This window comes from Saccharopolyspora hirsuta (assembly GCF_008630535.1).
GTDB lineage: Bacteria > Actinomycetota > Actinomycetes > Mycobacteriales > Pseudonocardiaceae > Saccharopolyspora > Saccharopolyspora hirsuta.
On record NZ_VWPH01000001.1, the window covers coordinates 619,086 to 640,477 of the forward strand.

General features: G+C 70.6%; 20 protein-coding genes. 7 read left to right on the forward strand and 13 right to left on the reverse strand.

What is annotated here, in order from left to right; translation table 11 throughout:
- Positions 1–16: 16 nt before the first annotated feature.
- The 3 genes from F1721_RS02745 to F1721_RS02755 all read right to left on the reverse strand — a co-directional run bounded on the left by F1721_RS02745 (position 17) and on the right by F1721_RS02755 (position 5,017).
- Positions 17–2,215: a terpene synthase family protein gene (locus F1721_RS02745; protein WP_150064876.1), complete on the reverse strand. Its 2,199-nt coding sequence runs from the start codon at positions 2,213–2,215 to the stop codon at positions 17–19.
- A 140-nt stretch (positions 2,216–2,355) separates the two neighbouring features.
- Positions 2,356–3,960, reverse strand: coding sequence for an amidohydrolase (locus F1721_RS02750; protein ID WP_150064877.1), 1,605 nt, complete (start codon positions 3,958–3,960; stop codon positions 2,356–2,358).
- Positions 3,961–4,198: 238 nt separating this feature from the next.
- Positions 4,199–5,017 (reverse strand): hypothetical protein, encoded by an 819-nt coding sequence (locus tag F1721_RS02755; RefSeq protein WP_150064878.1) that lies wholly within the window; start codon positions 5,015–5,017, stop codon positions 4,199–4,201.
- Positions 5,018–5,550: 533 nt separating this feature from the next.
- On the opposite strand from F1721_RS02755, the gene F1721_RS02760 reads away from it, so the two are divergent.
- From F1721_RS02760 to F1721_RS02775, 4 genes are all read left to right on the forward strand, one after another.
- Positions 5,551–6,720, forward strand: coding sequence for a Glu/Leu/Phe/Val family dehydrogenase (locus tag F1721_RS02760; protein ID WP_170301335.1), 1,170 nt, complete (start codon positions 5,551–5,553; stop codon positions 6,718–6,720).
- A 232-nt stretch (positions 6,721–6,952) separates the two neighbouring features.
- Positions 6,953–7,156 (forward strand): cold-shock protein, encoded by a 204-nt coding sequence (locus F1721_RS02765; RefSeq protein ID WP_150064880.1) that lies wholly within the window; start codon positions 6,953–6,955, stop codon positions 7,154–7,156.
- Between the two features lie 227 nt (positions 7,157–7,383).
- A complete protein-coding gene (locus F1721_RS02770; protein ID WP_246154070.1) occupies positions 7,384–8,289 on the forward strand; it encodes an NAD-dependent epimerase/dehydratase family protein in 906 nt (301 codons plus the stop codon).
- 113 nt (positions 8,290–8,402) lie between these two features.
- On the forward strand, positions 8,403–9,800 hold the full coding sequence (locus F1721_RS02775) for an FAD-binding oxidoreductase (RefSeq protein ID WP_150064881.1): 1,398 nt from the start codon (positions 8,403–8,405) through the stop codon (positions 9,798–9,800).
- A 9-nt stretch (positions 9,801–9,809) separates the two neighbouring features.
- Here F1721_RS02775 and F1721_RS34280 read toward each other — a convergent pair whose 3' ends face one another.
- The 5 genes from F1721_RS34280 to F1721_RS02795 all read right to left on the reverse strand — a co-directional run bounded on the left by F1721_RS34280 (position 9,810) and on the right by F1721_RS02795 (position 13,471).
- Positions 9,810–9,980, reverse strand: a complete 171-nt coding sequence (locus F1721_RS34280) for a hypothetical protein (protein ID WP_170301328.1) — start codon at positions 9,978–9,980, stop codon at positions 9,810–9,812.
- A gap of 131 nt (positions 9,981–10,111) precedes the next feature.
- The gene (locus F1721_RS02780) at positions 10,112–10,552 is read right to left on the reverse strand and encodes a thioesterase family protein (protein ID WP_150064882.1); all 441 of its coding nucleotides are present in this window, start codon (positions 10,550–10,552) and stop codon (positions 10,112–10,114) included.
- The gene (locus F1721_RS02785; RefSeq protein WP_150064883.1) at positions 10,549–11,511 is read right to left on the reverse strand and encodes a 3-hydroxyacyl-CoA dehydrogenase NAD-binding domain-containing protein; all 963 of its coding nucleotides are present in this window, start codon (positions 11,509–11,511) and stop codon (positions 10,549–10,551) included. Before F1721_RS02785 ends, F1721_RS02780 begins: the two co-directional genes overlap by 4 nt.
- A 142-nt stretch (positions 11,512–11,653) precedes the next feature.
- Positions 11,654–12,538, reverse strand: coding sequence for a beta-keto acid cleavage family enzyme (locus F1721_RS02790; RefSeq protein WP_150064884.1), 885 nt, complete (start codon positions 12,536–12,538; stop codon positions 11,654–11,656).
- A gap of 72 nt (positions 12,539–12,610) precedes the next feature.
- Positions 12,611–13,471 (reverse strand): TetR/AcrR family transcriptional regulator, encoded by an 861-nt coding sequence (locus F1721_RS02795; RefSeq protein WP_150064885.1) that lies wholly within the window; start codon positions 13,469–13,471, stop codon positions 12,611–12,613.
- 223 nt (positions 13,472–13,694) lie between these two features.
- On the opposite strand from F1721_RS02795, the gene F1721_RS02800 reads away from it, so the two are divergent.
- Both F1721_RS02800 and F1721_RS02805 read left to right on the forward strand, forming a co-directional pair.
- Complete coding sequence (locus F1721_RS02800) at positions 13,695–15,134, forward strand: MFS transporter (RefSeq protein ID WP_246154071.1); 1,440 nt, start codon at positions 13,695–13,697, stop codon at positions 15,132–15,134.
- 107 nt (positions 15,135–15,241) lie between these two features.
- Positions 15,242–15,859 (forward strand): GyrI-like domain-containing protein, encoded by a 618-nt coding sequence (locus F1721_RS02805; RefSeq protein WP_150064886.1) that lies wholly within the window; start codon positions 15,242–15,244, stop codon positions 15,857–15,859.
- A gap of 36 nt (positions 15,860–15,895) precedes the next feature.
- Here F1721_RS02805 and F1721_RS02810 read toward each other — a convergent pair whose 3' ends face one another.
- Genes F1721_RS02810 through F1721_RS02820 form a run of 3 tightly spaced genes read right to left on the reverse strand, consistent with a single transcriptional unit; the run spans position 15,896 to position 17,195 of the window.
- Positions 15,896–16,084 carry a DUF397 domain-containing protein gene (locus F1721_RS02810; protein WP_150064887.1) on the reverse strand — a complete coding sequence of 63 codons (189 nt, stop codon included), beginning with the start codon at positions 16,082–16,084 and terminating at the stop codon, positions 15,896–15,898.
- A 50-nt stretch (positions 16,085–16,134) separates the two neighbouring features.
- A complete protein-coding gene (locus F1721_RS02815) occupies positions 16,135–16,323 on the reverse strand; it encodes a DUF397 domain-containing protein (protein ID WP_150064888.1) in 189 nt (62 codons plus the stop codon).
- A 2-nt stretch (positions 16,324–16,325) separates the two neighbouring features.
- Positions 16,326–17,195 carry a helix-turn-helix domain-containing protein gene (locus F1721_RS02820; protein ID WP_150064889.1) on the reverse strand — a complete coding sequence of 290 codons (870 nt, stop codon included), beginning with the start codon at positions 17,193–17,195 and terminating at the stop codon, positions 16,326–16,328.
- A gap of 145 nt (positions 17,196–17,340) precedes the next feature.
- Between F1721_RS02820 and F1721_RS02825 the strand changes: the two genes are divergently transcribed.
- Entirely contained in the window at positions 17,341–17,553 is a 213-nt protein-coding gene (locus F1721_RS02825) for a hypothetical protein (RefSeq protein ID WP_150064890.1), read from the forward strand.
- Positions 17,554–17,614: 61 nt separating this feature from the next.
- On the opposite strand, the gene F1721_RS02830 is transcribed toward F1721_RS02825, so the two are convergent.
- Both F1721_RS02830 and F1721_RS02835 read right to left on the reverse strand, forming a co-directional pair.
- Complete coding sequence (locus tag F1721_RS02830; RefSeq protein ID WP_170301336.1) at positions 17,615–19,054, reverse strand: APC family permease; 1,440 nt, start codon at positions 19,052–19,054, stop codon at positions 17,615–17,617.
- Positions 19,055–19,261: 207 nt separating this feature from the next.
- Positions 19,262–21,370: a catalase gene (locus F1721_RS02835; RefSeq protein ID WP_150064892.1), complete on the reverse strand. Its 2,109-nt coding sequence runs from the start codon at positions 21,368–21,370 to the stop codon at positions 19,262–19,264.
- Between the last annotated feature and the right edge of the window lie 22 nt (positions 21,371–21,392).

Below are 21,392 nucleotides of genomic sequence, written 5' to 3' on the forward strand. Positions count from 1 at the left end.
TCTCCGCGCACCAGGCCTAACCCACCACCGGGTCCCAGCTGATGCGTGCGGCGGAGGTGCCGAGGCCGGTGGGGCGGGGCAGCGGGATGCCGAGCGGGACGTTGTGGCGGAGCTCGGTGTCGAAGTACCGGCGGCACTCCCGGTGCCAGTTGAGGATCCCGGCCATCCAGTCCTGCAGCTCCGAGGCGTAGCGGGTGAGGGTCGCGCGGGTTTCGGCGTCCAGGTCCTGCTCCTCGAACAGGGCGGGCAGCTCGACGTCCACGGTGCGCTCGAACTGCCGCAGGCGCGCGTCCATCAGGTCGTGCACCACCTGGAACGCCCGGTCCAGGTCGCAGTCCAGGAAGTTCTGCACCACCAGGACCGCGTTGTGCACCTCGCCTTCGTACTGGATCTCCTTGCGGTAGGAGTACACGTCGTTGACCAGCGTCGCGAAGTCGGTCGCCGAGTTCTCCATCGCCCGGATGGTGCGCGTCCGGTAGATCTCCGGCGGCACGGTCGCGCCGTGCGAGAACCGCGAGAGGCTCATGGTGAGCTCCGAACCGAAGGTGCGGCGGCGCATCTCGACGTAGTCGACCGGGTCCGGGATCCGGTTCTGGTGCTGGTTGGCCAGCTCCCACAGCCAGCTGTCCAGCATCACCTCCACCGAGTCGCGGAACGTCCGGCGCTCGTCCACCGGCAGCGGGTCCGCGGTGCGCTGCCACAGGTCCGCGAGCCCGCGCTCCAGCGCGTTGGCCGGGATGACGGGGCTGGCGCCCTCGACCGGCATGAGCTCCTTCAGCCGCGCGGTGAGCGCTTTGGCGCCGGCCATGTCGCGGGAGTGCCCGAAGACCTGCGGGTAGTAGTCGTCGCCGTAGGTCCCCCAGGTCAGCCACGCCGAGGCCAGCTCGATCTCCTCGGCGGTGGCGTCCGGGTCCAGCCCGGCCGCGCAGTGCGGGAGGTCGATGGCGCGCAGCATCCGCTCGTCCCACACCAGCGGGATGTCGGTGAACAGGCCGATGGAGCGGGCCCACTCGACGTTGCGCTCGCGGGCCAGGTCCAGGTGCGGGGACAGCGAAACCGGGTACGGCATCCGGATCTCCCGGCGCGGCACGTGGCCCACCGGCTGGAACGGGGTCCGCGCGTAGCTGCGCATCCGCTGCGGCGCGGTCGAGACCAGCGAGGAGATGATCCGGGCCGCCGAGGTGCCCAGCCCGGTCGGTCCGGCCAGCACGCTGCCGCCACCGCCGTCGGGGTAGCGGCCGGACTGCACGTGCCACTCGTGGCCGCCGGACTGCCAGTCCTGCAAGCCCTTGACGTAGCCGAGCACGGCCAGCCTGCCCATCGGGTCGATGCCGTGCTCGTCGAGCAGCTGCGGCACCTCGGTCAGCGCGGTGTGCTCGAACTGGTGCAGCCGCGAGGTCAGCAGGTCGTTGACCGCTTCCGCGGCCTCCTGCGTGGAGCAGCCGAGGAACTTCTCGAAGACCAGCACGCCGTTGCTCAGCTCGCCCTCGTCCTGCACCTCCCGCTCGTAGGAGAACAGGTCGTTGCGCAGGTGCACCGCGTCGGAGAAGGTGTCGCGCAGCACCTGCATCGGCCTGGTCGCGGCGATCTCGGCGGGCACCTCGGCGCCGACGGCGTGCTCCACCAGGTTCGCCGACCACGGCGCCCCGCCGACCTTGCGGCGCATCTCGACGTACTCGATGGGGTTGGACAGCCGGTTCTCGCTGATGTTGGTCAGCTCCCACAGCGATTCGTCCAGCAGGTGCTTGGTGTTCTCGGCGAACCGCCGCCGCCAGTCGGCGCTCATCGACGGCACGGTGCGCTCCCACAGGTCCGCCAGCCCGCGCTCAACCGGGTTGGTCGGCTCCGCGGTGATCGGGCCCTCGACCGGCATGAACGCGGGCAGCCGGTCGAGGTGCTCGCGCGCGCCCGCCAGGTCCGGGTTCCGCTTGTACAGCTCCACGAAGTGGTCGTCGAAGTAGAACACCCACACGTACCAGTCGGTGATCAGGTCCAGTTCGGGGCCGTCGGCGTCCGGGTGCGTGTAGGCGCACAACAGCGCGTAGTCGTGCCGGTCGAGATCCGATTCGTCCCAGATCGCCACCCCGTGCTGCGGGACGTCGATCATGTCCATCCGCCGCGCCCAGGTCTTGGTGTGCTCCCTGGCCCGCTCCAGGTTCGGGTTCAGCCGCGCCGGGTAGGACAGGTAGAACTCCGGCAGTCGGAAGGCCTGCATGGTCCGCGCACCTCTCTGCGATGGTCACCGACGCTGCGCACGAAACCAGCCGCGCCTGCGGCGGCCAATGCCCCCGAACGCCCTTCCACACGATCGGGAATCCGCGTCGCCCGCCCGGCCCAGCGCGATGTCGCGCTCGGTCACCTCCGCTCGTGCACGACTCCTCCGTCGACCATGGTCAGATCCACCTCGCACCGCCAGATCTCCTGCGGCGGCAAGGAGAACGGGTTGCGGTCCAGCACCACGAGATCGGCGGCCTTGCCGACCTCGACGGTCCCGGTCTCGCGGTCGGCGTGGTTGACCCACGCGCTGCCCGCGGTGTAGGCGGCGAGCGCGTCGACGAGGTCGAGCGACTGCTCGGGCAGGAACGGCGGGTCGTCGGTGCCCGGTTCGCTCCGGTTGACCGCCACGTGCACCGCCAGCACCGGATCGGCCTCGGACACCGGCCAGTCGCTGCCTGCGGCCAGCACCGCGCCCGCCGCGCGCAGCGACCGGAACGGGTACTGCCAACCGGCCCGGCGGTGCCCCAGCCGCGGCGCGGTCAGCTCGGTCATCGCCGCGTCGTTGACCGCCCACCGGGGCTGGATCGTCGCCACCACGCCGAGTTCCCGGAAGCGCGGGACGTCGGAGGGGTGCACCACCTGCACGTGCGCGATCTGGTGGCGCAGGTCCCGCTCGCGCGCCCCGGCCAGCGCGTCCAGCACGTCGCGCACCGCCCGGTCGCCGATGGCGTGGAAGTGCAGCTGGAACCCGGCGGCGGCCAGCTCCGGCACCACCTCGGCGAGCAGCTCGGAGTCCACGAAGGACAGTCCGCTGCCGTGGCTGCCGAGGTAGGGCAGCAGCAGCGCGGCGGTGAAGTTCTCGCACACGCCGTCCTGCATGATCTTCACGGTGTCGGCCCGGAACCGGTGCCCGCGCGCCTTCTCCCGCCGGTGCCGCAGCTCCTCGACCTGCTCCCGGCCGCGGCCGCGGTCCCACCACAGCGCGCCGCGCACCCTGCCGGTCAGCAGCCCGCGCCGGTCGGCGTCGAGGTAGGTCGGGAGCAGGTCGTCGTAGCCGAGGTAGGGGCCGACGATCGCGTCGTGCCAGGACGTCACGCCGCGGGAGTGCAGGTGCCGCTGGCCCTCCAGCAGTCCGGCGAGGTACTCCTCAGGCCCGGTGGGCGGCAGCACTTCCTCGACCAGCCGGGTGGCTCCTTCGTGGAGGGTGCCGGACGGTTCGCCGTCGGCGTCGCGCTCGATCCGGCCGTCCGGCGGGTCGGGGGTGTGCCGGTCGACCCCGGCCAGCCGCAGCGCGGCGGTGTTCACCCAAGCCCCGTGGTGGTCGCGGTTGAGCAGGTACGCCGGGCGCGCCCCGGTCACCGTGTCCAGCGCGGCGCGGTCCGGTGCGCCGCCGGGGAACTGCCCCATGTCCCAACCGCCGCCGAGCACCCAGTCCGCGTCCGGGTGCGCGCGCTGGTAGGCCTCGACCTGCCGCAGGCACTGCGCGGCGTCGAGGCAGTCGGTGAGGTCGCAGCGGAGCCGCTCGATCCCGCCGTAGACCGGGTGCACGTGCGCGTCGTGGAACCCCGGCAGCAGCAACCGGCCGCGCAGGTCGACGAACTCGGTGCGCGCGGACCAGCGCTCCCGCACGGCGTCCCGGCCGACGGCGACGATCCGGCCGTCGCGCACCGCCACCGCATCGGTGAACGACCGGGCGGCGTCCATTGTGGCCACCGGGCCACCGGCGAACACCACATCGCGCATACCGGGATTGTGTCAGGTCCGGCGAACCCGCACCCCGGTCGATTGTGAGGACCACCGGAATCCCGGCCTGCGGCCGGGCGCGGACCGCAGTTTCAATTGAAACTGCGACCTCGCGGTGTGTCCGGCGCACGACACGCCGGAGGCAGCGGACAGCTCCGCCCTCCGGCGGAGACTTCCGCGATTTCAATGGAAATCGGACCTCCGATTTCCATTGAAATCGCGGTCTCCCGGGGTGGTGTCAGGCGCGCTGTTCGCCGGTGATGAGGGCGACGGCCTGCTCCCGGACCGGCTCGGCGACCTCGGGGACCCGGAAGCCCCGGCCGCGGATGTGCGCCACCAGGTCGGCCTCCGGGGCGACGCCGTGCTGGCGCAGGTAGTAGCCGACCGCGCCGGGCCAGACCCAGGAGCCGTCGGTGTGGAAGGTCATCGGCACCGCCGGGCTGCGGTTCGGGTCGAGCCGGTCGGTGTCGTAGCTGCGCGCGGCCAGCACGATCGGGGCCCGCTCCAGGTAGTCCGCGATGGGCTCCAGCTCGGCGGGGTCGAGCTCCGGGCGCTCGGTGATCGGCCGCCCCGAGTCGTCGAAGACCTCGGCGGTGCGCAGCTGCGCCGCGGGACCGGGGGCGAGCCAGGCCGGGGTGGCGGCGGCCGGGCGCGGGAAGCGGCTGAGCTCGTCGGCGAAGGCGGCGGGCGGGGGAGCGGTGCGCCAGTTCGGCTCGTAGTCCCCGTTGAAGTCGACGGTGTAGCTGCCGGGGCGCTCCAGCCGGTACAGCGCGCTCACCCAGGTGCCGCGGTCCGGCTGGTACATGCCCCGGCGCAACCGGGTGAACAGCTCGGCGGCCTCCGGGGGAGCGGCCAGCGGGACGGCGGTGCCGTTGGGCGCGATCAGCTGCGCGACCAGCTCCTGGTGGTCGCCGAGCGCGCGGTACTCGACCGTGGCCTCACGCCAGCCAGGGGGCAGGGAGCGCACGATCAGCCGGCCGATCTCCTGGATCAGCTGCTGCTGCGTCGCCTCGTCCAGCGATCCCGGCAAGTCATGGGGTCGTCCCGGTTGGCTCATGCTCCGCATCCTTCCAGCCGCGCGGTGATCTTGGGAGTGGTTTGGGCCAAGTCCCGGCGCGGTTCGCGCTGCGCCCGCGTCCGTCGCGATCGGAAGCTTAGGACCGCCCATCCCCCGTTCGTGTGGCCTGGTGTCCGGAGGTCCTTTCGGTGCTGGTCGGAGGCGGTTCGGGCAGCTGGGAAACAGGGGGACACGCACCCGTTCCGATGATGTAACCCTTGTCCGAGAAGTCGATTGTTGACAATCAGATCCGGCCGCCCTTAACTTCGAGCCAACCGGGCGGACATGCGGGAGGTGGGCCATGCGAACCGAGTCCTTCCGCAACCCACGCCCCGCCCGTTGGTTGTCCTCTTCCTCGCTCTGGCTGCGACATCACTGACCGGCCGATTCCGGCCGATGGGCGAGCACCGCGGTTGAAGCGGCTCGCCGACAGCTCTCGATCACTGGTTGCACTCCCCGCGCGGGCTCTCCGCAGCGGGTTCACGCGTTGAAGGAAGGAGGTTCGGCCCGTGGCACTCGTCGACCGCGACCCGATGATGCGGGTGATCTGGACGGACCCGGTGACCGGCCGCAACGGTTACCTGGTGGTGCACAGCCTGGTGTCCGGTCTGGCCACCGGCGGGACCCGGATGCGCGCCGGGTGCACCCTGTCGGAGGTGGAGGACCTGGCGCGCGGCATGGCGCGCAAGACCGCCGTGTTCGACCTGCCGGTCGGCGGGGCGAAGGGTGGCATCGACTGCGACCCGAAGGACCCGGAGGCCAAGGGCGTCCTGCGCCGCTTCGTGCAGGCGATGCGGCCCTACCTGGACGCGCACTGGGTGACCGCCGAGGACCTCGGGGTCCCGCAGCACCTGATCGACGAGGTGTTCGCCGAGGTCGGGCTGCACCAGTCCTACCACGCCGCGATCCGCCGGGCCCCGGACGCGGAGCGCACGCTGCGCCGCGTCCGCGCCGGGCTCAACGCCCCGGTGCCGGGCGGGCTGCTGCTCGGCGACGTGGTCGGCGGCTACGGCGTCGCGCAGAGCTGCCTCGGCGTCGTGCACGCGAAGGGCTGGGCTCCCCAGGACACCACGGTCGCGGTGCAGGGCGTCGGCACGATGGGTGGCGGTGCGGCCTACTACTTGCACGAGGCCGGGCTGAAGGTGGTGGCGATGGCCGACGCGGCCGGGACGCTGCACGACCCGGACGGCCTGGACGTCCCGGCGCTGCTGGACGCCCGCGACCGGTTCGGCGAGATCGACCGCAGCCAGGTGCCCGCGCACGTGCGGCGCGCGCCGCGCGAAGCGGTGCTCGGCGCCGAGGTCGACGTGCTCATCCCGGCCGCGGTGTCCTACGCGATCAAGCCGCCGCAGGTCCCGGAGGTCAACGCCAGGGTGATCGTCGAGGCGGCCAACACCCCGGTGACCGCCGACGCCGAGGAAATGCTGGCCACGCGCGGCATCCCGGTCGTCCCGGACTTCGTGGCCAACGCGGGCGCGGTCGCCTGGGCCTGGTGGCTGCTGCTGGGACGGGTGGACGCCGACCCGGTGCTGTCGTTCCAGGTGTTGCGGGAGGAGATGCTGGCGAAGATCCCGCCGCTGCTGGCGGCTTGGGACGCCGAGGGGCTCACCCCGCGGGCCGCGGCGCTGCTGCTCGCCGAGCAGCGGACCGAGCAGAACCTGGCCGCGGAAGCCCGCGGGCAGGGCCTGCTGAGCATCCCGTGAACCGGTGCTCACGGCGGCGTTGACATGCAGCGATCGAGGTGTGACAACCCGCAGTCGGAGTGCTAGCGTTGCGGTGGTTGCAGTTTTGGCCCCAGCAGTACTGGAAAGTGCCTGCCAGAACGCAGGCACTTTTTTTGTGCCGTGGTGCCGCACCGGCACGAGGGTGATCAGCTCGGCGACCGCGGGTCTGCGCAGTGTTGACCCTGGCCAGCAGAATCAGGAGAAACAAGGAATGGCTACCGGTACGGTCAAGTGGTTCAACGCGGAGAAGGGCTACGGGTTCATCACCCCCGACGGCGGCGGCGCCGACGTCTTCGCCCACTACTCCGCCATCGACGCCACCGGTTTCCGCACGCTGGAGGAGAACCAGCGGGTGGAGTTCGACATCGCCCAGGGCCCGAAGGGCCCGCAGGCCGCGGGTATCCGCACCATCTGACGAAGGGTCGTGCCGTTCTGGCACGGCGGCGCATCGGAGTGTGCTCTGATGCCGCCTCGCGGGGGCGGCAGGTCCGGGCCGTCCGCGGTGCCGGTCTGCCGCCTAGGAGGACCGCGGTTTTCACCCGTTCCGGGGTATCCCATCGGGGTAGGCTTTCCAGCCGCTGACGTCTAACCCGGTGCGAGGTCGAAGTGCCCCTGCGTGTGGTTGTCGCCGGTGCGACCGGCGTGGTCGGAAGAACGCTCCTGCCGCTGCTGCGGGAGAGAGGTCACCACGTCACCGCGCTCGTCCGGCGCGTTGATCGGCTCGACTGCCCGACGTCGGTGGACGACGTCGCCGTCGCCGACCTGCTGGATCCCGACGGGGTGCGGCGCGAGCTGCGCCGCGTCGCACCGGATGTCGTGGTGGACCAGACCTCCGGGATCGGCCGGACCGATCTCACCGACGGCCAGCGGCGCGCCGCGCGATCGCGCGAGCGGGCGTCGAAGAACCTGGTCGCGGCGTCGGTGGCGGCCGGCGCGACGCGCATCATCGGGCAGAGCACGACCGCTGCCTACCGTCCGCACGGCCACGACGTGCTGGACGAGGAATCACCACTGTGGACGGACGCGCCGGGCTGCTGGGGCGAAGCCGTCCGGGCCCAGGTGGCGATGGAGGAAGCGGTCCTGACCTGTTCGGACATCGAGGGCGTCGCGCTGCGCTACGGCACCCTCTACGGCCCGGGCACGCAGTACGCGCCGGGCGGTGCGATCCACTCGCGGGTGTGCGGCAGCGAGCTGCCGGTGGTCTCCGACGAGGTCGGGCTGACCTCGTTCACGCACGTCGAGGACGCGGCCGGAGCGGTGCTCGAACTGCTGGCGGGCGGTGAACCGGGCGCCTACAACGTGGTGGACAACGAACCGGCGGAAGCGACGGAGTGGCTGCCCGCCTACGCGCGGATGGCGGGCGGCCCGGCTCCGGTGTCGCTGACCCTGGAGCAGGCCAGGACCCAGCTGGACTGGCTGACGGTCCACCAGCTGACCGAGCAGCGCGGCGCGACGAACTTCCGCCTCCGCGAAACCCTGGGCTGGCGCCCGAAGTGGCCCAGCTGGCGGGAGGGCTTCGCCGACCTCTTCGGCCACTGGCCGGGCTAGCGGCCGTCCCGCACTGTGACCAGGTCCATCCCGCGGGCTGGACTTCGGGGCCGTTCGGCGGGTTAGGTTCTAGCGGCAAGACCGTTCCCACCCCAGGTCGGAGAGTTGACCCGATGACCACCGCCGATGTGCGCGCCCTGCGCGACCTGCTGCCCGAGGGCCGCGTTTTCGACGACGTCGACGTGCTGGAGGCCCACCGCCGGGACCGCGCCGGGTTCTGCCCGGCGGGCACCCCCGCGGTGCTGGTCCGCGCGCGGTCCACAGAGGATGTTTCGACGACGCTGGAGTGGGCGCACCGCAACCGGGTTCCGGTGGTGCCGCAGGGCGCCCGCTCCGGGCTGTCCGGCGCGGCCAACGCGCTGGACGGCTGCATCCTGCTGTCGCTGGAGAAGATGGACCGCATCCTCGACATCGACGTGTCGGAGCAGGTCGCCGTCGTCCAGCCCGGCGTGGTGAACGGGGTGCTCGCGGCGAAGGTCGCCGAGCACGGGCTGTTCTACCCGCCGGACCCCGGTTCGCGCAGCATCTCCACGATCGGCGGCAACGTGGCCACCAACGCCGGTGGCATGTGCTGCGTGAAGTACGGCGTGACCGGCGACTTCGTCCGCGGCCTGGAGGTCGTGCTGGCCGACGGGCGGGTGATGCGCACCGGTCGCCGCACCGCCAAGGGCGTGGCCGGGTACGACCTGACGCACCTGGTCGTCGGCTCCGAGGGCACCCTCGGCGTGGTCACCGAGGTCACCGTGGCGCTGCGCCCGGCCGCCGCGCAGCCGCTGACCGCGGTCGCGTTCTTCCCGACCATCGCCGACGCCGTGCGCACGGTGGCCGGGTACCTGGGGGAGGGCTACCGGCCGTCGGTGCTGGAGTTCATGGACCGGCCCACGGTCAACGCGGTGCAGAAGATCGCCGACCTGGGTTTCCCGGACGGCATGGCGGGGATGCTGCTGGTGCAGTCGGACCGGGGTGACGCGGCGCCGGGCGAGCTGGCGGCCTTCGAGGAGGTGGCCCGCGCGAACCAGGCCTCCGAGGTGGTCGTCGCCGACGACCCGGCGGAGGGCGAGCTGCTGATGCAGGCGCGGCGGCTGGTCGGCGACGCCCACGAGCAGCTCGGCCTGACGGTGCTGGTCGACGACGTGTGCGTGCCCCGCCGAAACCTGGTGAACCTGGTCGAGGGTCTGGGGCGGATCGCCGAGCAGTACCGGGTGCAGGTGCTCTGCGCCGGGCACGCGGGCGACGGCAACATGCACCCGGTGGTCGCGTTCGACTCCGACGACGCCAAGGAGACCGTCCGCGCGCACCAGGCGTTCGACGCGATCATGGAGCTGGGCCTGGACCTCGGCGGCACCATCACCGGTGAGCACGGCGTCGGCCACCTCAAGCGGCGCTGGCTGGGCGAGGAGCTGGACGAGGCGGCCTTGAGCGCGCAGCGCGCGATCAAGGCCGCCCTGGACCCGCACAACATCCTCAACCCCGGCCGCGTCTTCCCCGATCAGGAGGAGTTCACCGCGTAGCGGCGCGGGTCAGTCGTGGTCGTAGGAGTCGTCGATCGGAACCTCGCGGTGCTGGTCGGCGAGATCGGCCGGATCGGCGTCGAGGGGAACCTCGACCTGCTCCGACTCCTCGTCCTCGACCAGTTCCTCGGCCTGCCGGGCCTGCTCGACCGCGTCGGCTTCGGGGGTCTCGGGGCTCATCGAACCTCCAGTCGGTCGCTGGGCGGAACACCCGCCACGGTAGCCATCCGAGCCGGTTCGGTCATCCCGAACACGAGGTCGTGCGCGGTGGTGGTCGCAAAGGACCACCACCGCCCCTCCCGCACCAGCGGTCAGCCGATGGACCGACCGGCGTACTCCGGCAGCGGCTCGACCAGCGCGGCCAGCCGCTCGGCCACCGCTGCGGGGAACGGCGTGGTGCCGCCCTGCGCCTGGTCGACGTGCAGCGCCATGATCTCCTCGGTGGCCACGACGGTGCCGTCCGCGGACATCTCGTGGCACAGGCGCACCTTCTTCGCGCCCGCGTCCACCACGCGCGTGGTGATCACCAGCTCCGCGTCCGGCCCGACCTCCCGCAGGTACCGCACGTGGGCCTCCACTGTGTACAGCGAGCAGCCGGTGCTGGTGCGGTAGGCCTCGTCCAGGCCCACCTGGTCCATCACCGCGTCGGTGGCGAACCCGAAGACCAGCACGTAGTAGGCCTCGCTGAGGTGGCCGTTGTAGTCGATCCACTCCGGACGGACCGGCTGGCGGAACTCGGCGAGCCCGGTCACGGCTTGCCCTTCCGCACCTCGTCGACCGCCCGCATCACCGCGATCACCGCGCGGTCGCGGTCGGCGACCAGCTCGGCGATGCTGCGGCCGTCGGCGGCCTCCTCGCAGCCCTGCACCATCGCGTCGCGCAGCTCGGGGGTGAGCTCGGGCGCCTCCAGCCGGGTCCACGGCGACTTCAGCGACGGGCCGAAGTGGTCCAGCATGTGCGCCATGCCGCCCTCCCCACCGGCCAGGTGGAAGGTCAGGCACGGGCCGAGCAGCGGCCAGCGCAGGCCCGGCCCCTCGGTGATGGAGGCGTCGATCTGCTCCACCGTGGCCTCGCCGTTGGCGACCATGTGCAGCGCCTCGCGCCAGATCGCCTCCTGCAGCCGGTTGGCGATGAAGCCCGGCACCTCGCGGTCCATGGTGATCACCGACTTGCCGGCGACCTCGAAGAACTCCGAGGCCCACCGCACGGCCCAGGACTCGGTCCGCTCGCCGCCGACCACCTCGACCAGCGGGATGAGGTACGGCGGGTTGAAGGGGTGCCCGACCACCAGCCGCTGCGGGGTCGGGCAGTCCACCTGCATCTCGGTCATGCCGTAACCGGAGGTAGACGAGGAGACCACCACGCCCGCCGGGGTGGCCGCGTCGATGCGGGCCAGCAGGTCCCGCTTGAGCGCGAGGTCCTCCGGCGCGCTCTCCTGCACGAACTCGGCGTCGGCGACGGCGTCCTCCAGCGTCGCGGCGATGACGAGGTTGTCGCGGGAGGCGCCGTCGGCCAGGCCGAGCTCGGTCAGCGCGGGCCACGCGGCGTCGACCAGGCGGCGCAGCTTCGCCTCGAACTCCGGCGCCGGGTCCCAGGCGGTCACCTGGTAGCCGCGCGCCAGGAAGTGCGCGACCCAGCCACCGCCGATGACACCGGCACCGATGCAGGCGACCCGCCGCACCGAAGCGGGGGAGGGGGTGTGCTCGTTCAACTCAGAATTCCCTTTCGACGTCGACCGCTCGCGTTTCCGCTGGTGGCGGCCCGTGAGTGTTTTGCGGTGCTATGGCCCCGCAAAACACTCACGGGTTCTGACCGGGGAGAACGGAGCCGGGGGCGGTTTCGCGCGGAATCGCTCAGCGCTTCTTCAGGCCGAGCTGCTCGCGCGCCTGGTCGGGGGTGGCGATCGGCATGCCCATGCCCTCGACGATGGTCACCGCGCGCTCGACGAGCTGGGCGTTGCTGGCCTTGACGCCCTTGCTCAGGTAGAGGTTGTCCTCCAGGCCGACGCGCACGTTGCCGCCGAGCGCGGCGGTCAGGCCCACCCAGCGCAGCTGGTTGCGGCCGATGGCGAAGCTCGCCCAGTTCGCGCCCTCCGGCAGCATGTTCACCATCGCCTGCAGCAGGCCCGGCTCCGGCGGCGCGCCCCACGGGATGCCCGCGCACAGCTGGAACAGCGGCGGGGCGTCGAGCAGGCCCTCGGCCAGCAGCTGCTTGGCGAACCACAGGTTGCCGGTGTCGAAGATCTCCAGCTCCGGCTTGACGCCCAGCTCCTGGATCCGCTTGGCACCGGCCCGCAGCATGTCCGGGGTGGAGATGTAGAGCTGGCTGCCCTCGCCGAAGTTCAGCGAACCGCAGTCCAGCGTGCAGATGTCCGGCAGCAGCTCCTCGACGTGCGGCAGCCGGTCCAGGCCGTTGACCAGGTCGGTGCCGTCCACCGGCTTGAGCGGGTCGTCGGGGTCGATCACCAGGTCGCCGCCCATGCCCGCGGTCAGGTTGATGACCACGTCGACGCCCGTCTCCTTGATGCGCTCCACGACCTCGCGGTAGAGCGCGGTGTCCCGCGAGCCCTGGCCGGTCTCGACGTTGCGGACGTGGATGTGCACCACGGCCGCCCCGGCCTCGGCGGCCTCGACCGCGTCCTTGGCGATCTGCTCCGGGGTCACCGGGACGAACTCGCTCTTGCCGGTGGTGTCACCGGCGCCGGTGAGCGCAGCGGTGACGATCACTTCGTTGGCCATCGGGCTCTCCTCTCGTGGGCAGGTTCCAGCGCCCGGGCACCGGTGCGGTGCCGGGTGGGGTTCTGGGGGATGTCAGTGCCGGACGATCTCGCGTTCGACGTACTCGCGCAGCGCCTTGCGCATCCGCTCCACGGACCGGCCGGGGCGGCCGGCGAGCACCTGGATGCCCAGCCCGTCGATCAGCGCGGTCAGCGTGACGGTCAGCTCCTCGGCGTCGGTGTCGGCGAACACGCCCTGCTCCTGGCCCTGCCGGATGGTGCGGGCGATGGTGTCGTGCCAGCGCGTGTAGGAATCGCTGTGCAGCACCTGGAGATCGGGGTTGAGCGCGCTCTCGTTCCACACCTGCAGCCAGATCGACCACTCGTGGCGCAGCAGTCCCGGCGTGGGCAGCTGCAGCTCGACCAGGCGCAGCAGGCGCTCGTGGGCGTCCTCGATGGCGTGCAGCTCGGCGACCTGCCGGTCGAAGGCCTGCCGCACCGAGTAGCGCAGCGTCTCGGTGAGCAGGTCGTCGCGGCCGGGGAAGTAGTAGTGGATGGTCGCCGCGCTGGTGCCGCACTCCTTGGCCACGTCGGACACGCGCACCGAGTGGTAGCCGCGCTCGGCGATCAGGTGCCAGGCGGCGTCGAGGATCTGCTGGTAGCGGCTGGCCTCCCGGAGGTCGCCGGGGTCGCGCACCGGCCGGGCGGTGCGCTGCGGTGCGGCGGCCACCGTCTCGACGTCGTCGCCGCCGTTGATCAGCCAGTTCACCGTGACGCCGGTCAGCTCGGCGATGCGGGTGAGCTCGGCCGGGGTGAAGCGCCTGGTGCCGGTCAGCGACTTGGACAGCTTGGTGGGGTCCAACCCGATCTGCTCGGCGAACGCGCGTTGGCTCCCGGGGTACTGGCGCAACACGTCGCGCACCCGTTGGCGCAACGCAGCCGTCGTGTCCTGCACAGCACGGAACGCTAACAGCACATTGCGAGAATCGCAATGATCGGGTCGTGTTGCGATCGCTGGCCGAGGTGTCGATCCGGACTGATTATGCCTAGCCAGCGGCATCTGGGCGAAGTCTCGGCGAGGTCGTCCGGATGGCGGACGTGATTGATAAGTCAGTCGGTCGCAATGCTGTGGCGCATCGGGTAGTGCGAGCCTAGAACGAACGTGCTGAGCTGAGCCCGTGGACCCGACCAAGTCGAAGGCGCCGACCGGTGAACCGCCCGCGACCCGCTGGCGGGTGCTGGCGATCTGCCTGATCGCGGGTTTCATGACGCTGCTGGACGTCAGCATCGTCAACGTCGCCCTGCCGTCCATCCAGCAGGGCCTGGACGCGCCCGCCGCCGCGCTGTCCTGGGTGGTCTCCGGCTACGCGCTGACCTTCGGCCTGGTGCTGGTGCCCGCCGGTCGCCTCGGCGACGACCGCGGCCGCAGCCGGATGTTCCTGCTGGCCCTGGCGGCGTTCACCGCGGCCAGCGCACTGGCCGGGTTCGCGATGACCCCGCTGTGGCTGGTGGTGGCCCGCCTGCTGCAGGGCGTGGCGGGCGGTCTGCTCAACCCGCAGGTGCTCGGTCTGATGCAGCAGCTGTTCCACGGCCGCGAGCGCGGGAAGGCATTCGGGCTGTTCGGTGCGGTGGTGGGGATCTCCACCGCGATCGGCCCGCTGCTCGGCGGGCTGATCATCCAGCTGGCCGGTGCTGAGCACGGCTGGCGCTGGGTGTTCTTCGTGAACCTGCCGATCGGCGTGGCGGCGATCCTGTACGGGATGCGCGTCCTGCCGCGCGACCGCGTGCGGGAGGCGCGCCGCAGCCTCGACCTGGTGGGAGTGCTGCTGCTCGGCGGCGGGTTGCTGTGCCTGCTGCTCCCACTGGTCGAGCAGGAGGGCGGGCGCGGAGGTTCCCCGTGGTACCTGCTGATCGTCGCGGCGGTGCTGCTGGCGTCGTTCGTGGTGTGGGAGCACTGGTACCGCAAGCGCGGGAACCACCCGCTGGTGAACCTGCGCCTGCTGCGCATCCGCAGCTACTCCTTCGGTGCCACCCTCGGCCTGCTGTACTTCGCCGGGTTCACCAGCATCTTCTTCGTGCTGGCGGTGTACTTCCAGCGCGGCCTGGGCTACTCGGCGCTGCAGGCCGGGTTGGCGCTGACGCCGTTCGCCGTCGGCTCCGCGGTGTCCTCCGCGCTGGGCGGCCGGATCGTGCACCGCATGGGCCGCCACCTGGTGATCATCGGCCTGCTGGCGGCGCTGCTCGGCCTGCTGGCCACGGACGTCCTGCTGGCCACCCACCCAGGCCCGATGGCGGGCGCGGTGACGGCGGCACCCCTGCTGGTGGCGGGCATCGGCAGCGGCCTGGTGATCTCCCCGAACCAGACGGTGACGCTCAGCGAGATCGACGCGGCCCACGGCGGAACGGCGGCGGGAGTGCAGCAGACGGGCCAGCGCATCGGCTCGGCGGTGGGCACGGCGGCGGCCTCGGGCCTGTTCTTCGCGGTCCTGAGCACCAGCGGCTTCGACGCGGCGATCAGCAGCGGCCTGATCGTCTCGATCACCTTCGTCGGAGCGGCCCTCCTGGTGGCCCTCACCGAGGTGCTCTTGGCCCGGCGCACTGCTTCCGCAGAGTCGTGAGCGGATCGGGCGGGTGTCACACCTGTCCCGCAGGATGGCGCCGGACGTACTCGCGAGCCTCGTCGAGGCGGAAAGGAAGCGGCTCGTCACCCGAGCCCAGGTGCCCGATGCCGGACAAGACCGACTTCAAGAAGACGCTCGACTCCTACCGGGCGCAACGCGGCCGGTTCCGCGTCCTGGACGTGCCCGGCATGCAGTACCTGATGGTCGACGGCCACGGCGACCCGAACACCTCGCCCGTCTTCGCCGAGGCGCTCGAAGCGCTGTACCCGGTCGCCTACAAGCTGAAGTTCGCCAGCAAGCAGGACCTCGGCCGCGACTACGTGGTCCCGCCCCTGGAAGGCCTGTGGTGGGCCGAGGACATGAACGCTTTCACGGCTGCCCGGGACAAGTCGCGCTGGGACTGGACGATGATGCTCATGGTCCCCGAGTGGATCGACCGAACCATGTTCGCCACCGCCGTCGAGCGCGCCGGGGCGAAGAACCCGCCGACGCGCCTGGCAGATGTCCGCCTGGAACCGCTGTCCGAAGGACGGTGCGTCCAGACGCTGCACATCGGCTCCTTCGACGACGAAGCGGACCTGCTCGCCCAGCTGCACGACGAGTTCATCCCCGCCAACGGGTTCCGCATGGTCGGCAAGCACCACGAGATCTACCTGAGCGACTTCCGCAAAGTCGCCCCGGAGAAGCAACGCACCATCCTCAGGCAACCGGTCGCGAGCTGACCTCCTCGAGGTCAAGGGCCACGACGTGCCAAAACATCAAGCCTTGAGGAAGGCCAAGAAAGAACCCCAAGCGCCGCTCTCGAAGCTCAGCACGCCGTCGTCAGGTGCCTTGGAGTCCCGGACCCGGACGGAGTTGTCGAGTAATCGGACCTCGACGCAGTTGTCGCTGGCGGCGGCGCTCTTGGAACTCTTGAACCAGCCGGTGTCGGTTGAATCTCGCTGCATGCTCGACCACCTCTTCCGATGGGGAGTTCGTTGGCGGGCAGCTGCGGCGTTCATCCCTTCAAAGAGCTGAGGAAGGAGCTCCACGCGCCGGACTCGAAGCTCAGTACGCCGTCGTCAGGTGCCTTGGAGTCCCGGACCCAGACGGAGCTGTCGAGTAATCGGACCTCGACGCAGTTGTCACTGCCGCCGGTGCTTCGCGAACTCTTGAACCAGCCGGTGTCGGATCGACGTCGCGCCATGATCAACCACCCTTCGAGATCTTGTCGATCAATCCTCGCGACGCGTCACGATCGAGTGCAAGGCTCTGAATCTCACGGAATCCGCGGAGCATGGTGGCTGTATCGGTTTCGTCGCTGTGGTAGGTGGATGGCCCGAAAACCGCCGTGAAGAAGCCGACAGGCGATCCCTTGCCACCGAAGTCGAACACCGTGAAACCTCCACCGCGCCCGGGGTTGCGCTTCGCGTCGTCGGCGAGGATCTGGACGGCGATGTCGTCACGGGAGTCGATCAAGTTCGCCAAGTGGTCGATCTGGTCCTGCCACGTCTCCTGGCTGCCGACAACGGCCCGTAGCGAGTCTTCGGTGAACACGAAACGGAAGGATCGGGGTTCGGACGAACTCAGCACGCGTGCCTGGCGGTCCAGGCGGAACGCGATGCGCTGCTCCAGCTCTGCGTCGGTGGTGGCGTCCCACCAGACGCCGTCGCACTCTTCGATGACTGCGCGCACGTACGCGGGCGACTGCAACAAGCCCGGGATCACGCCGGACTCGTAGCTGCTGATCTCCGTGGCGCTGGCTTCGAGGTCGGCGAAGCGCTGGAAGGCTCCGGGGAGGAGGTCCGTGTAGGTGCGGCCTCGTTGGCGCTTCCGGGCTTGGGCGCCCAATGCGAGTGCGGTTTCGCGCTCGTCGCCGGAGACGTCGTAGAAGTCCAGGAGCTTGCTCAGGTCTTCCTGGTTGAGCGTGCCCTTGCCGTCCTCCAGCTCGACGATGCGGGAGCGGACCCGGCCGATCGCTTCCGCCGCGGCTTGCTGGGACTTGCCCGATTCTTCGCGGATTCGGCGCAGCGTCAGGCCGAGCTGGCGGCGCTCCAGGGTTTGGCGGGCTCGCGCCATCGACGACCTCCAGGATCTCGAAACACCCGATCAGGGACGTGACCTTAGCGCGACGGTCGCCCTAATCTTAAACGCGACGGTCGCGCTTAGCGATCGCCTGGTTCCAGCGAGTCACCATAGTCGTCCACTGAGGAAGGTCGGGAGCATGGGCGTGTGCCAGCAGTCCGGGATATTCGTCGACTCGTTCGTCGCGATGGAGCGGGAGGTGCCGATGCGCTACGAGCTCGATCGGCACAACGACGTCGTGGTCCTCTACTGCGGACCGAACAGCGAGTACGTCCTCACCATCGGCCGCGAGAACCTCGCCAACCTCATCTCGCTCGGCACCGAAGCGATCCGCGAGCTCTCCGCCACCTAGGCCGCGAGACGAGTGAGGGGCACCCGCGACCAGGTCACGGGTGCCCCTCGGCTCGGCCGGATCAGTCGCGGGCGGTGTCCGGGGCGGGCTTGGCCAGGCGGGCGTTGCGGTAGCCGTAGGCGAAGTAGATCAGCAGGCCGAGGGCCAGCCAGGCCGCGAAGCGCAGCCAGGTGATGATGTCCAGGTTCGTCATCAGGTACAGGCAGGCCAGGGCGCTGACGATCGGCAGCCACGGGGACAGCGGGACCCGGAACGGGCGGGGGAGGTCCGGCTTGGTGCGGCGCAGGACCGGGACCGCCAGCGAGACGATCACGAAGCCGGACAGGGCGCCGATGCTCACCATGTCCGCCAGCTCGGAGATCGGGATGAACCCGGCCATCAGCATGATCACCACCGCGCCGCCGATGGTCATCCGGTGCGGCGTGCCCCACTTCGGGTGCACCTGGGAGAGCTTGGGCGGCAGCAGGCCGTCGCGGCTCATCGCGAAGCCGATCCGGCCGATGGTGACCAGCTCCACCATCATCACCGAGGTCAGGCCGGTCACCGCGCCCAGCGCGATCAGGGCCGCGACCCACGGCTGGCCGACCGACTGGAACGCCGCCGCCAGCGGGGCGCCCTCGTCGATCTGCCGGTAGTCGACCATCGCGCTGAGCACGATCGCGACCAGCACGTACAGCAGGGTGCACACGATCAGGCTGCCGAGCAGGCCGACCGGCAGGTCGCGCTTGGGGCGCCGGGTCTCCTCGCCGAGGTTGGCCAGCGCCTCGAATCCGGTGTAGGCGAAGAACACGATCGCCGCCGCGGTGAACACGCCGCCGATGCCGTACATCGACTGCTCCATGCCGAGCACCACCTGCACCAGCGGCTGCTCCAGCGGGTTCGCGGTCTCGGCGGCGGGCTGCGCGGGCGGGATGAACGGGTCGAGGTTGGCCCCGTTGAAGAAGAACAGCCCCGCGACGATCACCAGCACGCACACCGCGACCTTGACGATCACCAGCCCGTTGGTCACCCACGAGGACTCGCGGATGCCGATCACCGCGACCGCGGTCAGCACCGCGATGATCAGGATCGCGCCGACGTTGACCGTGGCGTCCTCGCCGAACCACTCCGGTGGCAGGCCGAGCAGGTTCGACACGTAGCCCGACCAGCTTCGGGAGACCACCGCGGCGCCGAGGGCGAACTCCAGCAGCAGGTCCCAGCCGATGATCCACGCGAACAGTTCGCCCAACGTGGCGTAGCCGTAGGTGTAGGCGCTGCCCGCGGTCGGCACCGCCGAGGACAGCTCGGCGTAGCACAGCGCGGCCAGCGCGGCGACGACGCCGCCGATGACGAAGGACAGCACGACACCGGGACCGGCGTGGTCCTTGGCCTCGATCCCGGCCAGGGTGAACACACCGGTGCCGATGATGATCCCGATGCCGAAGCCGATCAGGTCCTTGCCGGTGAGCCGGCGGATCAGTCCGCTGCGCTCACCGCGGGTCAGGATGTCCTCGACGGGCATCGTTCGGAAGACGCTCACGGGCAAGCACCGTAAGCGAGGCGTGCCGACCCGGCGCGACCGGCGTCGCGTTGCGTGATGCTATCGGTACGAAACGCGACGCTCGGTGCTCGATGTGTGTCCCCGTGTGATCCGGATCAAAGGGGCGGACGGGACTGTTCGCCCCGTTGATCAGGACCAACAGCCCGTTCGCCGCATTTCGCCCGTGGCTCAGGCGGGCACGGTCGAGGTGTCGCGCTCCCACACCCGGTGCTTGGCGAGCGCGGTGGCGAACTCCTCGATGAACCCCGCTGGCAGCGAGCCGCCGGTGTGCCCGGCGAGCACCACGCCGAGGTCGGCGACCACGCCGTCGGTCTCGGCGGTCTTGCGCGCTTCGGCGACCCCGGCGCGCTGCAGGAGCTCCATCCCCTCGTCGCTGGCCGCGACCGGCTTGTGGTGCTTGTAGGCCTCGGCGACGAAGTGCACGACGTGCCCGTCCTCGGACAGGGCGCGCACGCTCTCCGCACCGCCCGGCACGATCACGCCGTCGTAGAGCACCGACATCATGGTGTGCACCGCCCGGTCCGCGGTCACCTCGTCGCCGTCGGTGCTGCGGACCTTGCCGTCGCGCAGGCCCAGCACCTCCGCCAGCGCCCCGCGCTCGGCCAGACCGCGCTGCACCTCCGCGACCTCCGCAGCGTCCACGCCGTCGGCGACCAGCACCGCCACCTTGCGGCTGGTGATGGTGTCGGTACGCGAGTTGGCCAGGCTCAGCGCGGGGGAGCTGCGTCCGTGGTTCGGCCTGCCGCCGCTGGGCGGTGCGACGCCGACGCCCTCGGCCACCGCCGCGGCCAGCTCGTGGTCGATGTTCTCCAGGTGGTCCACCACGTTGGCGCGCACGTGCTGGTGGTCGACCTTGCCGAGCTCGAAGCGGAACGCCTCGACGATGTGCTGCTTCTCCCAGGGCGCCATGCTGTTCCAGAACAGCGTGGCCTGGCTGTAGTGGTCCTTGAAGCTCTCGCTGCGCTTGCGGATGGTGTAGCCGTCCACCTTCTGCTGGTAGTGCCGGAACACGTCCTCGTCGGCCAGCGCCGGGCAGCCGCCGGCGAGGCTGTTCTCCGAGTAGCTGGTCCGGCCCCGGTGGATCTTCTGCTGGCCGTAGCCGTCGCGCTGGTTGTTGGCCACCTCGGCGGTCGGCCGGTTGATCGGGATCTGCGCGAAGTTCGGGCCGCCGAGCCGGATCAGCTGGGTGTCCAGGTAGGAGAAGTTGCGCGCCTGCAGCAGCGGGTCGTTGGTGAAGTCGATGCCCGGCACCACGTTGGCGGTGTGGAAGGCGACCTGCTCGGTCTCGGCGAAGAAGTTGTCCGGGTTGCGGTCCAGCACCATCCTGCCCACCGGCCGCACCGGCACCTCCTCCTCCGGGATGATCTTGGTGGCGTCCAGCAGGTCGAAGTCGAAGTCGAACTCCCGCTCCTCGGCGACCAGCTGCACGCCCAGCTCCCACTCCGGGTACTGGCCCGCCTCGATGGACTCCCACAGGTCGCGCCGGTTGAAGTCGGCGTCGGCCCCGGCGATCTTCTGGCACTCGTCCCACACCAGCGAGTGGCTGCCCAGCAGCGGCTTCCAGTGGAACTTCACGAAGATCCCCTCGCCGCTGGCGTTGACCAGCCGGAAGGTGTGCACGCCGAAGCCCTGCATCATCCGGTAGCTGCGCGGAATCGCCCGGTCCGACATCAGCCACATGATCATGTGCAGCGTCTCCGGCTGCAGCGCCACGAAGTCCCACAGCGTGTCGTGCGCCGAGGCGGCCTGCGGCATCTCGTGGTGCGGCTCGGGCTTCACCGCGTGCACGAAGTCGGGGAACTTGATGCCGTCCTGGATGAAGAACACCGGCATGTTGTTGCCGACCAGGTCGTAGTTGCCCTGCTCGGTGTAGAACTTGGTCGCGAACCCGCGCACGTCGCGCACCGTGTCGGCGGAGCCGCGGGAGCCCGCGACGGTGGAGAACCGCACGAACACCGGGGTGCGCTGGTTCGGGTCGGTCAGGAAGCGGGCGACGGTGTGCTCGGCCAGCCAGCCGTCGTAGGGCTGGAAGTACCCGTACGCCCCGGCACCGCGGGCGTGCACCACGCGCTCCGGGATGCGCTCGTGGTCGAAGTGCGTGATCTTCTCGCGGGCGTGGAAGTCCTCCAGCAGGGTGGGGCCGCGCTCACCGGCGCTCAGCGCGTCGTCGGTGTGGTCGATGCGCACGCCCTGCTGGGTGGTCAGCTTCGTGTCGGTGAGGTCCTGGCGGACCCCGTCGAGCTGTCGTTGTTTGGCGTCGTGTCCGTCGGTGCCCATCGCGCCTGGCTCCCCTCGGTGT

Coding starts and splice junctions, on each gene's coding strand:
- F1721_RS02755 (WP_150064878.1), bottom strand. CDS start 5,017: ATGAGCCAACCGGGACGACCCCATGACTTGCCGGGATCGCTGGACGAG.
- F1721_RS02810 (WP_150064887.1), bottom strand. CDS start 16,084: ATGCAGCGAGATTCAACCGACACCGGCTGGTTCAAGAGTTCCAAGAGC.
- F1721_RS02825 (WP_150064890.1), top strand. CDS start 17,341: ATGGGCGTGTGCCAGCAGTCCGGGATATTCGTCGACTCGTTCGTCGCG.
- F1721_RS02760 (WP_170301335.1), top strand. CDS start 5,551: ATGATGCGGGTGATCTGGACGGACCCGGTGACCGGCCGCAACGGTTAC.
- F1721_RS02775 (WP_150064881.1), top strand. CDS start 8,403: ATGACCACCGCCGATGTGCGCGCCCTGCGCGACCTGCTGCCCGAGGGC.
- F1721_RS02750 (WP_150064877.1), bottom strand. CDS start 3,960: ATGCGCGATGTGGTGTTCGCCGGTGGCCCGGTGGCCACAATGGACGCC.
- F1721_RS02830 (WP_170301336.1), bottom strand. CDS start 19,054: ATGCCCGTCGAGGACATCCTGACCCGCGGTGAGCGCAGCGGACTGATC.
- F1721_RS02815 (WP_150064888.1), bottom strand. CDS start 16,323: ATGGCGCGACGTCGATCCGACACCGGCTGGTTCAAGAGTTCGCGAAGC.
- F1721_RS02820 (WP_150064889.1), bottom strand. CDS start 17,195: ATGGCGCGAGCCCGCCAAACCCTGGAGCGCCGCCAGCTCGGCCTGACG.
- F1721_RS02805 (WP_150064886.1), top strand. CDS start 15,242: ATGCCGGACAAGACCGACTTCAAGAAGACGCTCGACTCCTACCGGGCG.
- F1721_RS02790 (WP_150064884.1), bottom strand. CDS start 12,538: ATGGCCAACGAAGTGATCGTCACCGCTGCGCTCACCGGCGCCGGTGAC.
- F1721_RS02765 (WP_150064880.1), top strand. CDS start 6,953: ATGGCTACCGGTACGGTCAAGTGGTTCAACGCGGAGAAGGGCTACGGG.
- F1721_RS02745 (WP_150064876.1), bottom strand. CDS start 2,215: ATGCAGGCCTTCCGACTGCCGGAGTTCTACCTGTCCTACCCGGCGCGG.
- F1721_RS02835 (WP_150064892.1), bottom strand. CDS start 21,370: ATGGGCACCGACGGACACGACGCCAAACAACGACAGCTCGACGGGGTC.
- F1721_RS34280 (WP_170301328.1), bottom strand. CDS start 9,980: ATGAGCCCCGAGACCCCCGAAGCCGACGCGGTCGAGCAGGCCCGGCAG.